The organism is Ruegeria sp. AU67 (assembly GCF_900312795.1).
Taxonomy (GTDB): domain Bacteria; phylum Pseudomonadota; class Alphaproteobacteria; order Rhodobacterales; family Rhodobacteraceae; genus Ruegeria; species Ruegeria atlantica.
Genome location: NZ_OMPH01000017.1, coordinates 56,640 through 75,321, shown reverse-complemented (window position 1 = coordinate 75,321; position 18,682 = coordinate 56,640). Strand labels below are relative to the sequence as shown.

Here is an 18,682-nt window from a genome sequence, read left to right as displayed (position 1 = left end):
GTAACACGCGCAAGGCAGAATGGGGCAGCAGGGATGATTGGGCGCAGATCACAGCGCGATTCCGAAGAAAACACGGACGTCAGGCCGAAGGGCTTTGACGACTATGAGGTACGGCTTGGCGACAGGATGCGCGGCGAACGCGCGACCATGGGTAAGTCTCTTCTGGATGTTCAACGCGAACTGCGGATCAAAGCCAACTACATAGCTGCAATCGAAGACGCTGATCCCGATGCGTTTGACACACCCGGCTTCATCGCCGGGTATGTGCGTTCTTATGCACGCTATCTGGGCATGAACCCGGATGATACCTTTGCCACGTTCTGCGCCGAAAGCGGGTTCGAAGTGGCCCATGGTATGTCAGCCGAGGCTTCGGTTGTTCGCAAACCATCCGGCGGGTTGCCCGCGCGGGGCCCGATGGGGCGCGATCCGTTCATCTCGCCGAATACACCCTACATCCCAGGCAGGGAAACTCTGGTCAGCCAGATTGAGCCCCGCGCCATTGGCTCGTCTCTGGTCCTGCTGGCGGTGATTGGTGGCATTGGCTATGGCGGTTGGGCGGTTCTGAACAAAATCCAACAGGTTCAGGTGAGCCCGGTTGAACAGGCCCCGGTGGTTCTGTCCGATCTCGACCCGTTGGATGCAGCCCGCGCACCGGTAGAACTTGCCGAAGCAGCAGAATCCACAGCACCGACCCCCGAAGCGCTGGATCGTCTTTATCGCCCACAGGCGCTGGATGTTCCGGTTCTTGTGGCACGTGACGCGCCGATTGCCACATTGGACCCTCGCACAGTCGGAACGTTCCGCCCGCCAGAGGCACCCCGGATCGAAGTGGCCGAAGTGCACACAGTTGAACGCCTCGCATTGCCGCAGGTTGTTGAACAGGTTGATACCGCACTGAAAATTGTGGCCGTTGCGCCATCGTGGATGCGTATTCGCGCCGCCGATGGAAGCGTTCTGTTTGAAGGCACATTGGGCACGGTCGAGCAGGGCAATACATTCGAAATTCCGCTGACCGAAGAACCACCGCAACTGCGTGCAGGGGCTTCGGGTTCCGTTTATTTTTCGATGAATGGTGAACACTTCGGGCCTGTCGGCGCGCCGGGTACAGTGACCAAAGGGGTTCTGCTGTCCAAGGACGCGGTCGCAGAACGCTATGAGATCGCCGATCTGGAATCCGAACAGAACAGCGCCCTCAAACAATTGGTTGCCGAACTTCAGGCGGAAGTACCTGAAACGCCGGCTGAGTGATCTGGCCATTGCGGTGGCCGGGTAGGCGGACTATTTAAAGACGCAACTCAGGCAGCTTTGGACCCGTCCTCATGTCCCTTAATCACGTCCGCCCGTGGCGCAACATCTATCGCCGCAAATCCCGCCAAATTATGGTTGGAAATGTTCCGGTCGGGGGCGACGCACCCATTGCTGTCCAGACGATGACAAACACCCTGACAACGGATGTTGCCGGGACCATTGCGCAGGTTCAGGCCGCAGCAGAGGCGGGTGCCGATATCGTGCGGATTTCCGTCCCTGATGAGGCGTCATCGAAAGCACTGAAAGAGATCGTGCGCGAAAGCCCGGTTCCTATCGTGGCCGACATCCACTTTCACTATCGGCGCGGTATCGAAGCTGCCGAAGCGGGTGCCGCATGCCTGCGCATCAACCCGGGCAATATCGGCGATGAAAAGCGTGTGAAAGAGGTTATCAAGGCCGCGCAGGACCATAATTGCTCGATCCGCATCGGGGTGAACGCCGGTAGCCTGGAAAAGCACCTGCTTGAGAAGTATGGCGAGCCGTGCCCCGAGGCGATGGTGGAAAGCGGGTTGGAGCATATTCGCATCCTGCAGGACAACGACTTTCACGAATTCAAGATCAGCGTGAAGGCCAGCGACGTCTTTCTGTCCGCAGCGGCCTATCAGGGCATTGCCGAGACCACGGATGCGCCGATCCACCTTGGCATCACCGAGGCGGGCGGGCTGGTGTCAGGCACCATCAAATCCGCCATCGGGCTGGGCAATTTGCTGTGGATGGGGATTGGTGACACGATCCGCGTCAGCCTGTCCGCTGACCCGGTCGAAGAAGTAAAGGTGGGCTTCGAGATTCTGAAATCTCTGGGCCTGCGCCATCGCGGCGTGAACATCATCTCGTGCCCCTCCTGCGCGCGGCAGGGATTCGACGTGATCAAAACGGTCGAGGCGCTGGAACAGCGTTTGGAACACATCAAAACACCGATGAGCCTGTCGATCATCGGTTGTGTGGTGAACGGGCCGGGTGAGGCGCTGATGACCGATGTAGGCTTCACCGGCGGCGGCGCTGGATCGGGCATGGTTTATTTGGCGGGCAAGGCCAGCCACAAGATGTCGAACGACCAGATGATCGACCACATCGTCGATGAGGTCGAGAAGAAGGCTGCGGAACTGGACGCCGTGGCTGAGGCGGCTGAATAGTTGATATCACTAACCCTCGGGTCTTGTTAGACGGCGGGCATTTGTTGCGTTGCGCAGTGAATACCGCCACCAAATTCGCCTAAAATATCGACGTTTAGTGCTACAACTTCGCGCCCCGGGTAATGCCGGGACAGGGCCTCGCGCGCGATGGTGTCGGTTTCGTTGTCACCGAATTGAGCCATGATGACCGCGCCATTGCAAACATAGTAGTTTGCATAGGACGCCACGAACTCTGGATCGTTGACCCGCCTTCTGACCGGTTCCGGAATGACGTCTACTTGTAAGCCTTCCGCGACCAATCGGTCATGGGTGTCCAACGCAGCAAGATGGAAGGGGTCCTGAAAATCAGGTTCGTCTGGAAGGTTGACCAGAACACGACCCGGTCCAGTAAAGCGTGCCAGACTGTCGATGTGGTAATCGGTGATGTCTTCGCCCCAAACACCCTCGGACCAAATCATGCGGTTTGCTCCGTAGGCGGCCAAAAGTTTGGCTTCGATCTCGTTACGGGACTGGCCAGGGTTGCGATTGTCATTCACCCATGAGCTTTCATGCGCAATGAGCAGGCCGTGCCCGTCTTGCTCAACACTTCCACCTTCACCGTTCAGGCCGGACGGAAGAAGTGGCAGGCCCAGTCGTTCAGCAACGCGACCAGCGACACGAGCATCCTGTTTGTGTGCTTGTTTCTTACCCCAGCCATTGAACTGGATTTTGCGGATCGCCATGTCCCCGCCGTCTGAGATTAAAAAGATCGGTCCGGAATCCCGGCACCAAAGGTCTTCGGTTGGGACGTCCCACAATTCAACTTCCGTCGAAAGTTTTTCACTTGCTGCCGAATGGTGTTCGGCAGCAGCCAGCATCGTCACCGGTTCAAATGGCGATATCGCATTGGCAATATCAGCGATCGTTTGCTGCACCAGATCACGCAAGTGGGCATCTGGATACACATTGCTGCTTACCGGCCACTGCATGAAAGTGCGTTGGTGTCGTGTTTCTTCCGCGGGAACAAAATAGCCCAAGCCAGCTTGGGCAAAGGGTTGCTGTGTGACACTCATTAACCCAATCGCTCCGCCGGACAGCAGAACTTCCCTACGCTTCATTGTGAAAACCCCAATAGGCTGTTGGGTGAAGAGCACCTCAGCGAGAGGTGCTCTTTGTTCATCAACCCTGATCTGCGCGCACACCGTCCACAATCTGCTTCATCTGATCCGCTGGCAGGAACCCACGCAGCATTTCGGTGCCCAGAACAAATGAAGGTGTTCCTGAAATCTGCATACGCTGCGCCAGCGCACGGGTCTGACCGATTTCATCCGTAACCTGCTCGCTGTCCATGGCCGAAATGATCGCATCGCTGTCCAGGCCGAGGCCATCCGAGATACGGCGCAGGGAGACTTCGGAAGGCTCTCCACCAAATTCCATCAGCGCGTCATGGACCTGTTTGTAGGCGTCGGCGCCAGCCACATGTTTGGTTGCGACCGCAAAGCGCGAAGACAGGACCGAAGCGTCGCCCAGGATCGGGAATTCCTTGATCACAAGGCGGATGTTGCCATCTTCGGCCAACAGGCTCGCGACCTCGGGCACGGCGCGGCGACAGTAGCCGCAGCGGTAATCCATGAATTCGACCAGAGTGATGTCGCCATGCGGGTTGCCGCCAACCCAGCTATAGCCGTCGTTGAACAGCTCGTCCGCATTGGCGGCGACCAGTTCCTTGTCAGCGGAAGCTTCGGCCACAGCGTTACGCTGTTCAAGAATGTTGATTGCTTCGATGATCACTTCGGGGTTTTCCAGAAGGTACTCGCGCACCTGCACACCGAACTGTTCGCGTTCGGCATCGCTCATGGTGCTCAGGTCCAGGGCCTGCGCGGGGCCGGTGATCAGGGAAAGCCCCAGAAGGGCGGGTGCAGCATGTCTGAGGATCATTTCCGGTTCCTTTTCTTTTTCTTCGATCGTTCCGAGGCAATCAACACATCCTGTGCCCGTTGCCAACCAGGTGAACCTTCGGGCAATTGCCCGACGGCGCGTTTTGCGTGAATGCCTGCGTCGACCAGGCGGCCTTGCAGGGCATAGCGTTCTGCGGTCACAGCCGAGGCCATGCCGTTATTTCCGACCTTGGCATAAGCCATTCCAAGATCCTGCATCAGTCGTGCATTGCGATAGTCCCGCGCGCGCGCCTTTTCAAGCACCTTGAGGGCGTCGGTCGTCTGCCCATCTGCCAGCAAGGCGCGCCCGTACCCCGCCAGAATCAATGGATCATTCGGAGACATCTCAACCGCCTGTCCATAAGCTTTAATTGCGTCGGGCAACTTTCTGTTTTCCAATAGAATCTGCCCTTTTAATTCATAAAAGAACGGATCATCGGGCCGGATTTCCAGCGCGCCGTCGATCGCTGTCCTTGCGCGCGCCAGATCGCGGTTCTGATGGTGGGCGGCAGCTTCGCGCATCAGGCGTATGTCCTGCGCGCTTTCCTCTTTTAACCGGCGTAAGGTCCAGCCCGGCGAACGCAGGAAGGCCGATAGCTTGCCCTTGACCCGCGCGAACCAGTAGTCGGTGTTGGGGTTTGGTGACGCATGATCGCTGAACTCTCCCACAAACGCCTCAGCGGCGCGCAGCCGTTCGCGGCTGGTGGGGTGGGATCGCATATAGGGGTCTTGGTTGGCGGTGTTCAGCAACTCCTGACCTGCAAACTTTTGGTGCAGGGCAACCATCCCGTTGGGTGAAATCCCCGCCGCGCGCAGGTAGCTGGCCGAACTGCGATCGGCCGATGCCTCTTCTGCCCGTGTGTGCCCAAGAAAACTACGCAGGGCAGACGCGGATGTGCCGGCGGCGATTCCCGCGGCGGCCTCGCCACCACCTGCGGCTGCGGCGATCAGGGCCAGCGCAGTGCCCAGCTGGGCTTTCCGCTGTGCGGCGCGCATGTTTTCAACCCGTCTGGCCAGATGGCCGTTGGCGATATGAGCCGCCTCATGCGCGATCACGGCTTGCAGCATCTCAGGGCTTTCAACGGTCAGGATTAGCCCGTAATTTACGTATATCGCTTTGTAATCAATGACAAATGCGTTGAATGTGCTGTCATTGACGACCAGAATTTTTACCCGATTGGTGTTTAGCCCCGCGGCCCGCAGAATGGGAAAGGCCAGTTCGCGCAACCCGTGCTCGATATCGGGGTCGCGGATCAGGCTTTGAGCGCTGGACTGAAACGCGCTGCTCATCCATGTCACTGCAATCAGCAACAGGGCCGGGATTGACGCCAGCCTGGATAAGCGTTCAAAAGCCATGGCTGCAACATGGGAGATGGGCATGAGAAACTCAACCCGATCCGGGGTCGATCCCTTCATCGTGATGGACGTGATGGAGGCCGCACGCCGCGCCGAAGAGGCCGGACGGCACATCATCCATATGGAGGTCGGCCAGCCGGGAACGGGCGCGCCCAAGGGGGCCGTTCAGGCCTTGGCCAAAGAAATGGACCAAGGCCCGCTGGGCTATACCGTGGCTTTGGGTCTGCCCGCGCTGCGGCAACGGATCGCACATCTGTATGGTGAGTGGTATAACGTCGATCTCAACCCCGACCGCGTCGTGGTTACACCGGGGTCGTCCGGCGGGTTTCTGCTGGCTTTCACTGCCTTGTTTGATAGCGGCGACCGCGTGGGTATCGGCGCGCCGGGCTATCCGTCTTACCGGCAGATTCTGAAAGCGTTAGGTCTGGTTCCTGTCGATCTGCCCACTGCACCTGAGAACCGGCTGCAACCCGTATCATCCGATTTCGCAGGGCTCGACCTGCAGGGCCTGATGGTTGCATCGCCCGCGAACCCCACGGGCACGATGTTGGATCACAAAGCGATGGGCGCGCTTATTGACGCCGCGCAGGGGCAGGGCGCTTCGTTCATCAGTGATGAGATTTACCATGGGCTGGAATATGAGGCCAAAGCCGTCACCGCGCTGGAGCTGACTGATGACTGCTATGTGATCAACTCGTTTTCCAAGTATTTCTCGATGACCGGCTGGCGCGTTGGCTGGATGGTGGTTCCCGAAGATCAGGTGAGGGTGGTTGAGCGGATCGCTCAGAACATGTTCATCTGTGCGCCGCACGCCAGCCAAGTGGCTGCGCTGGCGGCAATGGACTGCAACAATGAATTGCAGGCCAATCTGGATGTTTATCGCCGCAACCGCCAATTGATGCTGGACGGGCTGCCCAAGGCCGGTTTCACCAATATCGCGCCGCCAGATGGGGCGTTTTATGTCTATGCCGACGTCTCGGACCTGACCGACGACAGCCGGGCCTTTGCGGCCGAGGTGTTAGAAAAGGCCGGGGTAGCCGTCACGCCGGGGCTGGATTTCGACCCGCTGCGCGGTCATACGACGCTGCGGTTCTCATACGCGCGATCGACGGCGGACATCGAAGAGGGTCTGCAGCGCCTGCACCGCTTTATGGCGGATCGCGGTGCGATCACGGAACAGGCCTGAGCCGTTCACAACGGGCCCCGGATGCGATAGGGTGCCAGACAAACGATCTCGGGAAAACTTGAGGCCATGAGCAGGATCATTTACACCATTGCGCTGTTTTGGGCGCTGTCGACTGCCGCAGTCGCGCATGACTTCAGCGCGCTTGCGCGCGTCTTGCCGGATGACAGTCGCATTGTGGACGAAGGTCGCGCAGGGGTGAGGGTCGATCTGGGCCTCAGCCAGGGCGTCCCTTACCGCGTATTCACATTGCAAGATCCCTATCGCATGGTACTTGATTTTCAAGAGGTTGACTGGACCGGGCTTGACCGCGAAGCGCTTCTGCAAACCGATCGTATCAGCGGTGTTCAGTTCGGCGCGTATGTTCCCGGGTGGTCTCGGATGGTTCTGGAGCTTGGCGCGCCTTTGGCCGTCGACCGCGCCGAAATGAAAATTGATCAAACGGCTGGAGGCGCGCAACTGTCGCTGCTTCTGCAAGGAACCGAATTCGATTCATTCGCCGCTGGCGCAGGCGCACCCCGTCAACAAGGTTGGGATTTGCCCGAACCCGCGGTGACAGCGACCCGGCCGCGCCAGGGCGGGGCAGGCGCGTTGCGGGTCATGCTTGACCCCGGCCATGGCGGTATTGACCCGGGGGCCGAGGCCGACGGATTGGACGAAAAGACCCTGATGCTGACCTTCGCGCGCGAGCTTCGCGAGCGTTTATTGCGGACCGGAGGGTTCGAAGTGGTGATGACGCGGGTTGATGACCAATTCGTCTCGCTCGAACGGCGCATCGCGCTGGCGCATAGGGCCGGTGCCGATGTGTTTATCTCATTGCATGCAGATATCCTGTCTGAAGGGCGGGCGCATGGTGCCGCAGTATATACTTTGTCGGACGAAGCATCTGATGTGGCCAGTGACAAGCTGGCGGAACGTCATGACCGCGGTGACCTGATCTCGGGGATCGATCTGAGCGGTGCGGATGACCAGGTGGCCGATATTCTGCTGGATATCGCGCGGCAGGAAACCAAGCCCCGAACTGATGCGCTGGCCCGTGCGTTGGCAGATGGCATGACACAACAGGGCGGCCCGATGAACCGCAGGCCGATCCGCACAGCGTCCTTCTCGGTTCTCAAGGCAGCGGATATTCCTTCGGTTTTGGTCGAGCTTGGGTTTCTATCCAGTCCCCGGGACCTGCAGAATATCAGGAACCCGGAATGGCGCGGTGGAATGGCGCAGGGCATTGTCGATGGTCTTAAGAAATGGCGGCAGGACGACCTGATCAAAAGATCCTTGATTGGTCAGTGACCCTGCGACGTAAACCGGCTATTATTGGCCATCGTGTTTTGACCCTGCGCCGGGCCATCACTATATAGGCGTCACCGCGAGTAAAAGGCAGTAACGTGATCCGTTTCATTCTTTCGATTTTCGGGGCGATCTTCAGCCTCGTGACATTGGGTATCTTCATGGCCGCGCTGGTCGTCGGCGCGATCTTCTGGATGTATGGGCGCGACCTGCCCAGCCATGAATCGTTGGCGCAGTACAAACCGCCCACGATCAGCCGAATCTATTCGGGCGAAGGCCAGTTAATCGACGAGTTCGCGCAGGAACGTCGCCTGTTCACACCGTCCGAAGAGATTCCCGATCTGGTGAAGCAGGCGTTTATCTCGGCGGAAGACAAGAATTTCTACACCCATCAGGGTTACGATCCGCGCGGTATCATTGCCGCTGGTGTTGAGGCGGTGAAGTCCAAGGGTGAAACCGTTCGCGGTGCATCGACCATTACACAGCAGGTGATGAAGAATTTCCTGCTGTCCGGCGACCGCCGCGCCGAGCGGAAAATCAAGGAAATCATCCTCGCTACTCGGCTTGAGGATACGCTGGACAAGGAACAGATCCTCGAACTTTACATGAACGAGATCTTTCTGGGTCAGAACTCTTATGGTGTGACCGCCGCCGCACAGACCTATTTCAACAAGACCCTGCAAGAGCTGGAGCCGCACGAGGCCGCGACATTGGCCGCGATGCCGAAGGCGCCGTCGGACTATCATCCGGTTCGGCAAAAAGAGCGTCTGCTTGCACGTCGGGACTATGTTTTGCGCGAGATGAACCAGAATGGGTATATCGATCAGGCGAACTATGAGGTCGAAGTCGAAATGCCCCTCCGCTCGGTTCAGAATGGCGATTTCGAAAGCTTCCGCACCGCGCTGCCGCCGCGTGACTATTTCACCGACGAGATACGCCGTCAGCTCAGCGACGATTTCGGCGAGGGTGAGTTCTTTACCGGCGGCTTTGCTGTCCGCGCCTCGGTTGACGAAGAAATGCAACTTGAGGCTGCCAAGGCCCTGCGTACTGCACTGCAAAAATACGACCGCTCGCGCGGGAAATGGCGCGGGACAGGTGAGGTTATTGCGGAAGAAAAACTGACCGATGAAACTCAGTGGCGCGAAGCGTTGGCCATCATAGAGATCCCCCGTGACGTTGTGCTTCCGACGCAGTGGTATCCGGCAGTTGTGATGAACGTCGGTGAACAGCAGCTAACCGTGGGGATCGAGGACGGCCCCGCCGACGGCATCATCCCACGTTCCGATATCAAATGGATGCAGGGTGATTTCGCCGCGAACTTCAAGCGTGGCGACGTCATTCTGGTGATGGCCGGGGAAGAGGGCCAATGGTCTGCACGTCAGGTGCCTGAAGTGCAGGGTGGCTTTGTTGCAATGGACGTGAACTCGGGCCGTGTTCTGGCGATGCAGGGCGGGTTCTCCTATCAGGATTCGGTGTTTAACCGCGCCACACAGGCGCAGCGCCAACCGGGTTCCAGCTTTAAGCCTTTCGTCTACGCGGCTGCGCTGGACAGCGGTTATAGCCCCGCGACCATCGTTGTGGATGCCCCGATTGAGGTGAACACCCCCCAAGGTCTGTGGCGACCCAAGAACTCGTCGAACAAATTCTACGGCCCAACGCCGCTGCGCACTGGGATCGAACAGTCTCGGAACCTGATGACCATTCGTCTGGCGCAAGAGGTGACCATGCCTGTTGTCGCTGGCTACGCGGAACGGTTTGGTGTCTATGACCGTATGGGCGCGTTCCTAGCGAACTCGCTGGGGTCGGAAGAAACCACGCTTTACAAAATGGTCGCTGCCTATGCGATGTTCGCAAATGGCGGTGAGCGGGTGGAGCCCACTCTGGTTGACCGTATTCAGGATCGGTTCGGCAAGACGATCTATCGCCATGATGACCGTCAGTGCTTGGATTGTAACTCGGCCTGGATTGAGCCGGACGAGTCGCCCACCATCGAAACCAATCGCTCTCAGGTCATGGACGCGATCACCGCCTATCAGTTGACGTCGATGATGAAAGGTGTGGTGGATCGCGGGACCGCGTCTAGTGTCGTCAATCTGCCGGTGCCGACTGCGGGTAAAACGGGTACGACGAACGAATCCAAGGATGCGTGGTTCATCGGCTTCACCTCGAACATCGTTGCTGGTTGCTATATCGGTTATGACCGCCCGCGTCCGATGGGGCGGGGGGCCTATGGGGGTACGTTGTGCGGGCCAGTGTTCCAGAGCTTCATGGAGAAAGCCGTCGAGAAATACGGCGGTGGTCCGTTTGATGTGCCCGAAGGCGGCCACTTCATCAAGATCGACCGCTTTAGTGGCGCGCGCCTGCCTGCCGATGCTTCCGGTGACTATGTCGTGGCCGAATATTTCCGCGATGGCGTCGACGGCTTTATCGACCGTGTCTATGACGGTGGCTTTGCGATGGGCTCCGACCTGCCTCTGTTCGAAGAGGCCAGCTCGGGCCGTCAGGTTACCACGTCGACCGGCAACACAATCACTGTTGGCCCCAACGCCAGCCAGGGTGATCTGCAGGGCGGCGGTCTTTACTGATCCGCTGCCTGCAGGAGAAGGTTCAACAGGTCTTCTTCAGGGTCATTTGTGACGGTGCCATCTGCGCGCCAAAAGATCGACAGAGCACATTTTGCGGCAGCCCATTGGGCAAGTCGTCCTTTTTTAACCCGCATGGCGGTCGCGTATAGCGCCAGGCCGGATTCAATCTGTTCAGGTCGGCGAACCCACTCTGGCATGCCTTTGGGGTGGCGTAGGGCATTGGCGAGCTCAAAAGCGGGATCGCCGATGTACCCCTTGGCGTCAAAGACCCGAGGCCCGGCGGGTGTTGCGATCACGTTGTCATGATGCAGATCCCCGTGCAGCGGAACAACCATATCCTGCGTGTCCAGAAGGTGACGGCCAATGTTGATCGCTTGCATCATGTCGCGCCTTAGCCGGGTCGGGCAATCATCTGAGAATTGGCAATCTAAAATTGGCGCGAAGACTTCCTGAAGCGGTTTCAGCCCGGTCGTGTTGATGGTCGGACTTTGGTGCAGTCGATCCGCTGCCGTCGCCAGGCCGCGCACTGCTTCATCCGGGCGACCTGACCGCGCGATATCCCCAAGTGATGGCCCTTCAAGCCATTCCGTCAAAACGGCGTTTGGGGCCTCGGCCAGTATGTGCACAGCACCCCGGCCACGCCACAGATGCATCAGGTGCGGACCAGCTGCTTCATTGCCACGGTTTGGGCGGCGATAGATCTTGAGGGCAGCAAGCGTGTTGTCCAAAGTTCGGACCTTCCACACATGTGCATGCCCGGTATCCGCAACGAGCTGAGGGTCTTCCAAATCCCATCTGGTCAGAAACTCGTTCAGCGCATTTTGCATTCCGTCTCGCCCGTCTTGTGGTGGCCCGCGCCTCTTGCTATCACGCAGGCCTGATTGAGCAAGTTGGGACAAAACCATGCGCGCCGAAACCCAGAACACCGTGGCGGAAATCGAAAAGTCGCTGGAGCTGCTGGCGCAGCGCATGGACTATGAGACCGCTCCTCATCGTCTTGAGGAATTCAACGCGCGGGTCGAAGATCCCAACCTGTGGGACAACCCCGAGAACGCGCAGAAACTGATGCGCGAGCGTCAGATGTTGGTGGATGCCATTGAGACCTACGAATCCATCAAGACCGATCTAAGCGACAATATCGAGCTGATCGAACTTGGTGAGATGGAAGAGGACGAAGAGGTCGTCACCGACGCCGAAGACGCCATCCAGAAATTGGGGGCGAAGGCCGCCAAGAAAGAGCTTGAGGCGCTGCTGGATGGCGAGGCCGACGGCAACGACACTTTCCTTGAAATCAACTCGGGTGCCGGTGGCACCGAAAGCTGTGACTGGGCCTCGATGCTGGCGCGGATGTATGTCCGCTGGGCTGAAAAGAAGGGGTACACTGTCGAGCTGCAGTCCGAGACTGCGGGCGAAGAGGCGGGCATCAAATCCGCCGCCTACAAGATTTCGGGTCACAACGCCTATGGATGGCTGAAATCCGAAAGCGGCGTGCATCGTCTGGTGCGCATTTCGCCATTTGACTCGGCAGCCAAGCGGCACACATCCTTCAGCTCGGTCTGGGTCTATCCGGTGGTCGACGACAATATCGAGATTGAGGTGAATCCGTCCGAAATTCGCATCGACACATATCGGTCTTCGGGCGCGGGTGGTCAGCACGTGAACACCACGGACTCGGCGGTTCGAATTACGCACATTCCGACAGGGATCGTCGTGACCAGTTCTGAGAAGTCGCAACACCAGAACCGCGATATTGCCATGAAGGCCCTGAAATCGCGGCTGTATCAGCAGGAATTGGACCGCCGCAACGCGGACATTAACGCGGCACATGAGGCCAAAGGTGATGCGGGTTGGGGCAACCAGATCCGGTCTTATGTTTTGCAGCCCTATCAGATGGTCAAGGATCTGCGCACCAACCATGAGACGTCTGACACCAAGGGTGTTCTGGATGGCGATCTGGATGGGTTCATGGCTGCCACCCTTGCGATGGATGTGGCAGGAAAGAGCCGCTCCGAGGCACAAGGCGACGGCTGAGACGCCGCCAGGGGGCGCTGCCTCCGTCTCCGCAGGCGGAGACTCCCCCAAGATATTTTTGGCCAGATGAAGCGGATCCGTGCGCTGAGGCGTGTATGGTAAAAGATATATGTAAAACACGGGTTTAAATGGGGTTGCGGCCTCGCTAGGCTGATCGCGACTTGGTAACACTGAATGCGATGGGTCCCGGATGGATTTAAGTCAGACAACCGCAACTGCCTTGTTGGCGGCGCTTTCGGCCCGGCGTCTCTTAGCCGCTGATCTGATGCGTGAAACCTTGGATCGCATTGCTGCGGTCAACCCGCCTCTGAATGCGATTGTTGCGCTGCGCGATGAAGAGGCGCTGATGGCCGAGGCGCGTGCGCTGGATGCGGGACCAGTGACAGGCCCGTTGCATGGGCTGCCGATCGCGGTCAAAGATCTGGTGAATGTCGCCGGAGTGGTGTCGTCGCAGGGATCACCGCTGTATCGCGATCATGTACCCGAACAGGACGATCTGATAGCCGCACGAATGCGGGCGGCCGGCGCAATCCTGATCGGTAAAACAAATACGCCAGAGTTCGGCTTGGGCTCGCACACGTTCAATCCCGTTTATGGCGCCACACGTAACCCATATGATCGTTCTAAAACATGTGGTGGATCATCGGGTGGGGCAGCGGTTGCGCTAGCCACCGGGATGGTGGCGCTGGCGGATGGCTCTGACATGATGGGCAGTCTGCGCAATCCGGCGGCCTGGAACAATGTCTATGGGTTTCGCCCAAGTTGGGGACGTGTGCCGCCCGAACCGGTGGGCGACGTATTCCTTCACGAACTGTCCACGCTTGGTCCGATGGCCCGAACACCTGAAGATCTGGGTGTCCTGTTGGACGTGATATCAGGACCGAACCCGCGTCATCCTGCAACCCCTCACAACCAGCCGGTGTCCCCGGTACAGGCGGCCGATCTGTCCGGTATGCGGATCGGCTGGCTAGGCGACTGGGGCGGAGCGTTCCCGTTTGAGGATGGTATTTTGGACCTGTGCCAGGATGCACTGTCCGTTTTCGTACAGCAGGGGGCGCAAGTTGAAGCTGTTGCGCCTCCTTTTGATGCGGAACGCATATTCGAAAGCTGGTCGACCTTACGATCCTGGAGTGTGGCGGCAAGTCTGGCCCCGCAGTCTGAACAGCGGGCGCAGTTGAAGGACACGGCGCAATGGGAACTTGACCAGGGGCAAGACCTGACGGCGATGCAGGTGCATCAGGCGAGTGTTGTACGATCGGATTGGTTCCGGCGCGCGGCTGAACTGTTCGAAGGATTTGATGCGTTGATCCTGCCGTCTACTCAAGTCTGGCCGTTTGAACTTGAGCTCCCGTATCCCACCGAGATTGCCGGTAAAAGCATGGATACCTATCACCGCTGGATGCAGGTCATGATTCCAGTCAGCTTGATTGGCTTGCCGTGTCTGTCGGTGCCGGTAGGGTTTGGGGCAGGCGGGTTGCCGATGGGCATGCAGGTCTTTGGCCCACGCGGCGCGGATGCGAGTGTATTGTCAATCGGGGCCGCGTATCACGGCGCGACCGGGTGGCCACAAAACCGACCGGCTTGAGGAGAGCGCCGGAAACAGGAGGAGAGACAGAGCATGGAAAAACCCTTTGGGGTTCCGGATATGGGACCTGTGGATACCGGAATGCTGCGCGAGGCGTTGCGCCGTGCCTGGGCTGATTTTCGTCGGGCACCTGTTTTTGGCCTGTTGTTCGGTGGGTTCTATGTGTTGGCTGGCTTGGCCATGGCGTGGGTCACGGTGCAGACGCAGACGTCATTCTGGCTGGTGCTGGCCACCATAGGGTTCCCATTGCTCGGCCCTTTTGCGGCAGTAGGGTTGTATGAGGTGTCACACCGGTTGGAACAGGGTGAGCCTTTGGATTTCAACGAGGTTTTCGGCGTTGTCCTGCAGCAGAGCCGTCGTCAATTGCCATCCATCTGCGCGATTATCGTGGTGATTTTCCTGTTCTGGTTTTTCTTGGGTCATATGATCTTTGCGTTGTTCATGGGGCTGTCGACCATGACCAACGTCTCCAGTTCGCTAGAGGTCTTTATGACGCCCAATGGCCTGACTATGCTGGCCGTCGGCAGCATCGTGGGGGCCATTTTCGCGCTTATTCTATACATGATCACCGTCCTTTCGATCCCGATGTTGCTGGACCGGGAACTGGACTTCGTGACCGCGATGATCGCCAGTTTCAGCTATGTCCGGTCGAACCCGAAGATCATGCTGGGGTGGGGTGTGTTCGTGGCCGTCGTGACGTTTGTGGCCATGATCCCGTGGTTTTTGGGGCTGTTGATCGTCTTGCCTTTGCTGGGGCATGCCAGTTGGCACCTGTACCGCCTGATAACTTTGGCGGGGGGCGAGAAAGACGCCTGAAAGACTTATGCGGCGCTTTGCTTGAACCGTCTGGCAGCGCGTGCTGCAGGCAGGGCAGCCTTGGCCTGAGTGCCCAGGTAGTTCAGCGAGATCCGGCGCATTGTGGTCGCCTGAGCGTTGGTTTTGGACAGGCAAATTGCAATCCCGCGCCACCGCTCGGAATTTTCTTCAGCGCCGCGGGTCACAAGGTAGATGCGACTGTTTTGGGCCGCACGGCTGGACATAAGGATAAAAATCTGGCGCCCGGCGCAAGCTGCAATACCCTGCACCTCACGTCTGGTGGTGTCGGCCGGTATCCCGTCATTTTCGGGCTCATAGCTGCGCACCAGCGTACATTGCGGCAAACGGCGCGTGTGGATCAGCCGGTGCCTGGTCGCAGGAGATCCGTCCAGTCCCGTTTCCGTCGCATAGTAAAAGCCCGCCGGCAAAAGGTTTTCAGTCAGCGTAGAGGGGCCGGACCCCAGGAATTCAGTAAGGGCCGAAGCCGCCGGATGTTCCGGTGGCGTTTCAATTTCCTCCAGAGGCCGCAAAAGGATACGGGCGTCGACCTCGAAAAATCGGCACATGCGATCCAGAACGTCGGGGCGGGGAAAGCTTTCACCTGCCAGATACCTGTTAAATTGGGTCCTGTTGATGCCCAGTTGGCGGCACAGTTCGGACACGGACGAATATTGCCGCGACAATTGTCGCAGATTGGCACCGAACATCCGGCGCAATTCATCAGGACTGCGGATACTCATGGTCATTTCTGTCCCAGGTTCCAGAGTGTCATTCCAAAAAGTGCGACGCACCCGACCTTTTGGCCGTTCGTGCATTCTCAATCGTACTGGTGACCCTAGCTGGCGCATCCCAACACCACGCTACACCTCCGAAGTTAACGTCGGGGCAGGCAAACGCAATAGGCTTTACATCAATTTGTATGATCTTTTTGGGTGGCCATGTTCATAGGCAACATACCGTTGCATTGATTGAATATGTCCTGGTACCGCGCCTCGCCCCGGTACCGAAAAGGGGGGGCGAGGCGAAAAAGTCAGTCGCCGCGCAGCAGGGCGGCCACGCCAGTGCGCGCGATCTCAACAAGGCCCAGCGGGCGCATCAGATCGGCAAAGGCGTCGATTTTGTCAGGGGCACCGGTGATTTCGAATATGAACGAATTCAACGTGCTGTCGACGACGCTGGCGCGAAAGATATCGGCCAGACGCAGCGCCTCGACCCGCTTGTCGCCCGCGCCGACAACCTTGATGATCGCCAGTTCCCGCTCGACCGAGGGGCCTTCGACAGTCAGGTCGTGAACCTCGTGTACCGGAACGATACGGCCCAATTGGGCTTTGATCTGTTCGATCACCTGAGGGGTGCCGGTGGTGACGATGGTAATCCGGCTCAGGTGGCCAGTGTGATCCACCTCGGCGACGGTCAGGCTTTCGATGTTGTAACCCCGACCCGAGAACAACCCGATCACCCGGGCCAGAACACCCGGTTCGTTTTCAACCAGAACCGCAATCGTATGGCGTTCCTGCACGTCCGAAAACGTGGGGCGTAGGTTATAGGCGGAATGGCGCGTTGCACCTTTTTTGATATGTAGGGCAGACATTTATGTCCCTTTCATAATCCTGTGATAGTCGGGTGCCGGTGCACCCGACAAAATCTGTCGAATTGTGTCAGACCAGAACCGAACCTTTGGAATCGATTACGCCCTGTGTTTCTGCTTCGCCCAACAGCATTTCGTTGTGCGCCTTGCCCGACGGGATCATGGGGAAGCAGTTTTCATGCTTTTCGACCAGACAGTCAAAGATCACCGGACCGTCATAGTTGATCATCTCCATGATGGCGTCATCCAGATCGGCCGGATCGGAACACAGGATGCCCTTGGCCCCGAAGGCCTCGGCGAGTTTGACGAAATCGGGCAGGGCCTCGGACCACGAATGCGAGTACCGTTCGCCATGCAGCAGTTCCTGCCACTGACGAACCATGCCAAGGCGTTCATTGTTCAGAATGAACTGTTTCACCGGCAGGCGATACTGTGCCGCGGTGCCCATTTCCTGCATGTTCATCAGCCACGAGGCTTCGCCCGCGACGTTGATGACCAGCGCGTCAGGATGCGCCATCTGCACACCGATGGAGGCCGGGAAGCCATAGCCCATCGTGCCCAGACCGCCCGAGGTCATCCAGCGGTTCGGATCTTCGAACCCCAGATACTGTGCGGCCCACATCTGGTGCTGACCGACCTCGGTGGTGATGTAACGGTCGTGCTTTTTGGTCAGCTCTTCCAGCCGTTCAAGCGCGTATTGCGGTTTGATCGTCTTTTCGCTGTTGGTGTAGGCCAGACAGTTCACTTTGCGCCATTCGGTGATCTGATCCTGCCACTTGGCAACCGACGCCTCATCTGTCTTGCGGCCACGCGCTTTCCAGACCTTCAGGATGTCCTCCAGCACATGTGCAACATCACCAACAATCGGGATATCCACGCGGATCACCTTGTTGATCGAGGACGGGTCGATGTCGATATGCGCCTTTTTCGAGTTGGGCGAGAACGCATCGATCCGCCCAGTGATCCGGTCATCGAACCGCGCGCCGATGTTGATCATCAGGTCGCAGTCATGCATCGCCAGATTGGCCTCATACAGACCATGCATGCCCAGCATGCCCAGCCAGTTTTTGCCCGACGCCGGGTAGGCGCCCAGACCCATCAAGGTTGAGGTGATCGGGAAGCCGGTCGCATCAACCAGTTCACGCAGCAATTGGCTGGCCGCTGTGCCGGAATTGATGACGCCGCCGCCGGTGTAAAAGACGGGTTTCTTGGCGGTCTCAATTGCGGCGACCAGCTCGGTGATCTCTTCCAGATCGCCCTTCACTATCGGTTGGTAGTGCGAGGTCGAGGGCTTTGGGGCGCTATAGTCACCGGTTGCGAACTGAACGTCTTTGGGGATATCGACCAGAACCGGACCAGGGCGGCCCGAGGTGGCGACGTGGAATGCCTCGTGCATCGTGTCGGACAGCGAGTCCGTATCCTTGACCAGCCAGTTATGCTTGGTGCAGGGGCGGGTGATGCCGACGGTGTCCGCTTCCTGGAACGCGTCCGAGCCGATCATGAAGGTGGGAACCTGTCCGGTCAGAACCACAATCGGGATCGAATCCAGCAGCGCATCCGTCAGGCCGGTCACGGCATTTGTCGCGCCGGGGCCAGAGGTCACAAGGGCAACGCCGGGCTTGCCGGTCGAGCGGGCATAGCCTTCGGCTGCGTGAACCGCGCCTTGTTCATGCCGCACCAGAATGTGACGAATATCGTTTTGCAGAAAAATCTCATCATAAATCGGTAGCACAGCACCGCCGGGGTATCCGAATACCGTGTCCACGCCCTGATCCTTGAGGGCCTGAACTACCATCTTTGCGCCGGTCATCTCACGTGTCATCTGCTTTGCTCCGTTCGCGACATGTGTCTTGCGTTTGACAAAAAAAAGCCCCCGAGATTTTCGGAGGCGCAT

At 58.4% G+C, this 18,682-nt stretch carries 15 protein-coding genes; 8 read left to right on the top strand and 7 right to left on the bottom strand.

What is annotated here, in order from left to right:
- Positions 1-33: 33 nt before the first annotated feature.
- The gene (locus tag DK510_RS06305; RefSeq protein WP_109311382.1) at positions 34-1,248 is read left to right on the top strand and encodes a helix-turn-helix domain-containing protein; all 1,215 of its coding nucleotides are present in this window, start codon (positions 34-36) and stop codon (positions 1,246-1,248) included.
- 71 nt (positions 1,249-1,319) lie between these two features.
- Positions 1,320-2,441: a flavodoxin-dependent (E)-4-hydroxy-3-methylbut-2-enyl-diphosphate synthase gene (gene ispG, locus DK510_RS06300; RefSeq protein WP_109311381.1), complete on the top strand. Its 1,122-nt coding sequence runs from the start codon at positions 1,320-1,322 to the stop codon at positions 2,439-2,441.
- A gap of 26 nt (positions 2,442-2,467) precedes the next feature.
- Here ispG and DK510_RS06295 read toward each other — a convergent pair whose 3' ends face one another.
- The 3 genes from DK510_RS06295 to DK510_RS06285 form a co-directional block, all read right to left on the bottom strand.
- Complete coding sequence (locus DK510_RS06295) at positions 2,468-3,538, bottom strand: agmatine deiminase family protein (RefSeq protein WP_109311380.1); 1,071 nt, start codon at positions 3,536-3,538, stop codon at positions 2,468-2,470.
- A 61-nt stretch (positions 3,539-3,599) separates the two neighbouring features.
- Positions 3,600-4,358: a DsbA family protein gene (locus DK510_RS06290; RefSeq protein WP_109311379.1), complete on the bottom strand. Its 759-nt coding sequence runs from the start codon at positions 4,356-4,358 to the stop codon at positions 3,600-3,602.
- The gene (locus DK510_RS06285; RefSeq protein WP_109311378.1) at positions 4,355-5,737 is read right to left on the bottom strand and encodes a M48 family metalloprotease; all 1,383 of its coding nucleotides are present in this window, start codon (positions 5,735-5,737) and stop codon (positions 4,355-4,357) included. Before DK510_RS06285 ends, DK510_RS06290 begins: the two co-directional genes overlap by 4 nt.
- On the opposite strand from DK510_RS06285, the gene DK510_RS06280 reads away from it, so the two are divergent.
- The 3 genes from DK510_RS06280 to DK510_RS06270 all read left to right on the top strand — a co-directional run bounded on the left by DK510_RS06280 (position 5,736) and on the right by DK510_RS06270 (position 10,768).
- Positions 5,736-6,899 carry a pyridoxal phosphate-dependent aminotransferase gene (locus tag DK510_RS06280; RefSeq protein ID WP_109311377.1) on the top strand — a complete coding sequence of 388 codons (1,164 nt, stop codon included), beginning with the start codon at positions 5,736-5,738 and terminating at the stop codon, positions 6,897-6,899. The genes DK510_RS06285 and DK510_RS06280 overlap by 2 nt on opposite strands.
- Before the next feature lie 66 nt (positions 6,900-6,965).
- Positions 6,966-8,186, top strand: coding sequence for an N-acetylmuramoyl-L-alanine amidase (locus DK510_RS06275; protein ID WP_109311376.1), 1,221 nt, complete (start codon positions 6,966-6,968; stop codon positions 8,184-8,186).
- A 95-nt stretch (positions 8,187-8,281) separates the two neighbouring features.
- Positions 8,282-10,768, top strand: coding sequence for a penicillin-binding protein 1A (locus DK510_RS06270; protein WP_109311375.1), 2,487 nt, complete (start codon positions 8,282-8,284; stop codon positions 10,766-10,768).
- Here DK510_RS06270 and DK510_RS06265 read toward each other — a convergent pair.
- Positions 10,762-11,595: an aminoglycoside phosphotransferase family protein gene (locus DK510_RS06265; RefSeq protein WP_160116469.1), complete on the bottom strand. Its 834-nt coding sequence runs from the start codon at positions 11,593-11,595 to the stop codon at positions 10,762-10,764. The genes DK510_RS06270 and DK510_RS06265 overlap by 7 nt on opposite strands.
- 76 nt (positions 11,596-11,671) lie before the next feature.
- Here DK510_RS06265 and prfB point away from each other — a divergent pair, with 76 nt between their 5' ends.
- The 3 genes from prfB (at position 11,672) to DK510_RS06250 (ending at position 15,200) form a co-directional block, all read left to right on the top strand.
- Positions 11,672-12,799, top strand: coding sequence for a peptide chain release factor 2 (gene prfB, locus DK510_RS06260; protein WP_058277539.1), 1,128 nt, complete (start codon positions 11,672-11,674; stop codon positions 12,797-12,799).
- Between the two features lie 190 nt (positions 12,800-12,989).
- A complete protein-coding gene (locus DK510_RS06255) occupies positions 12,990-14,384 on the top strand; it encodes an amidase (protein ID WP_109311374.1) in 1,395 nt (464 codons plus the stop codon).
- Between the two features lie 33 nt (positions 14,385-14,417).
- Positions 14,418-15,200, top strand: coding sequence for a DUF2189 domain-containing protein (locus DK510_RS06250; RefSeq protein WP_058273967.1), 783 nt, complete (start codon positions 14,418-14,420; stop codon positions 15,198-15,200).
- A gap of 5 nt (positions 15,201-15,205) precedes the next feature.
- On the opposite strand, the gene DK510_RS06245 is transcribed toward DK510_RS06250, so the two are convergent.
- From DK510_RS06245 to DK510_RS06235, 3 genes are all read right to left on the bottom strand, one after another.
- Positions 15,206-15,940, bottom strand: a complete 735-nt coding sequence (locus tag DK510_RS06245) for a helix-turn-helix domain-containing protein (protein WP_234998957.1) — start codon at positions 15,938-15,940, stop codon at positions 15,206-15,208.
- A 290-nt stretch (positions 15,941-16,230) separates the two neighbouring features.
- Positions 16,231-16,791: an acetolactate synthase small subunit gene (ilvN, locus tag DK510_RS06240; protein WP_058273965.1), complete on the bottom strand. Its 561-nt coding sequence runs from the start codon at positions 16,789-16,791 to the stop codon at positions 16,231-16,233.
- Between the two features lie 67 nt (positions 16,792-16,858).
- Entirely contained in the window at positions 16,859-18,610 is a 1,752-nt protein-coding gene (locus tag DK510_RS06235) for an acetolactate synthase 3 large subunit (RefSeq protein WP_058274261.1), read from the bottom strand.
- Between the last annotated feature and the right edge of the window lie 72 nt (positions 18,611-18,682).

Coding starts and splice junctions, on each gene's coding strand:
- DK510_RS06250 (WP_058273967.1), top strand. CDS start 14,418: ATGGAAAAACCCTTTGGGGTTCCGGATATGGGACCTGTGGATACCGGA.
- DK510_RS06305 (WP_109311382.1), top strand. CDS start 34: ATGATTGGGCGCAGATCACAGCGCGATTCCGAAGAAAACACGGACGTC.
- DK510_RS06295 (WP_109311380.1), bottom strand. CDS start 3,538: ATGAAGCGTAGGGAAGTTCTGCTGTCCGGCGGAGCGATTGGGTTAATG.
- DK510_RS06280 (WP_109311377.1), top strand. CDS start 5,736: ATGAGAAACTCAACCCGATCCGGGGTCGATCCCTTCATCGTGATGGAC.
- prfB (WP_058277539.1), top strand. CDS start 11,672: ATGCGCGCCGAAACCCAGAACACCGTGGCGGAAATCGAAAAGTCGCTG.
- DK510_RS06290 (WP_109311379.1), bottom strand. CDS start 4,358: ATGATCCTCAGACATGCTGCACCCGCCCTTCTGGGGCTTTCCCTGATC.
- DK510_RS06265 (WP_160116469.1), bottom strand. CDS start 11,595: ATGCAAAATGCGCTGAACGAGTTTCTGACCAGATGGGATTTGGAAGAC.
- DK510_RS06235 (WP_058274261.1), bottom strand. CDS start 18,610: ATGACACGTGAGATGACCGGCGCAAAGATGGTAGTTCAGGCCCTCAAG.
- ilvN (WP_058273965.1), bottom strand. CDS start 16,791: ATGTCTGCCCTACATATCAAAAAAGGTGCAACGCGCCATTCCGCCTAT.
- DK510_RS06245 (WP_234998957.1), bottom strand. CDS start 15,940: ATGAGTATCCGCAGTCCTGATGAATTGCGCCGGATGTTCGGTGCCAAT.
- ispG (WP_109311381.1), top strand. CDS start 1,320: ATGTCCCTTAATCACGTCCGCCCGTGGCGCAACATCTATCGCCGCAAA.
- DK510_RS06285 (WP_109311378.1), bottom strand. CDS start 5,737: ATGCCCATCTCCCATGTTGCAGCCATGGCTTTTGAACGCTTATCCAGG.
- DK510_RS06255 (WP_109311374.1), top strand. CDS start 12,990: ATGGATTTAAGTCAGACAACCGCAACTGCCTTGTTGGCGGCGCTTTCG.
- DK510_RS06275 (WP_109311376.1), top strand. CDS start 6,966: ATGAGCAGGATCATTTACACCATTGCGCTGTTTTGGGCGCTGTCGACT.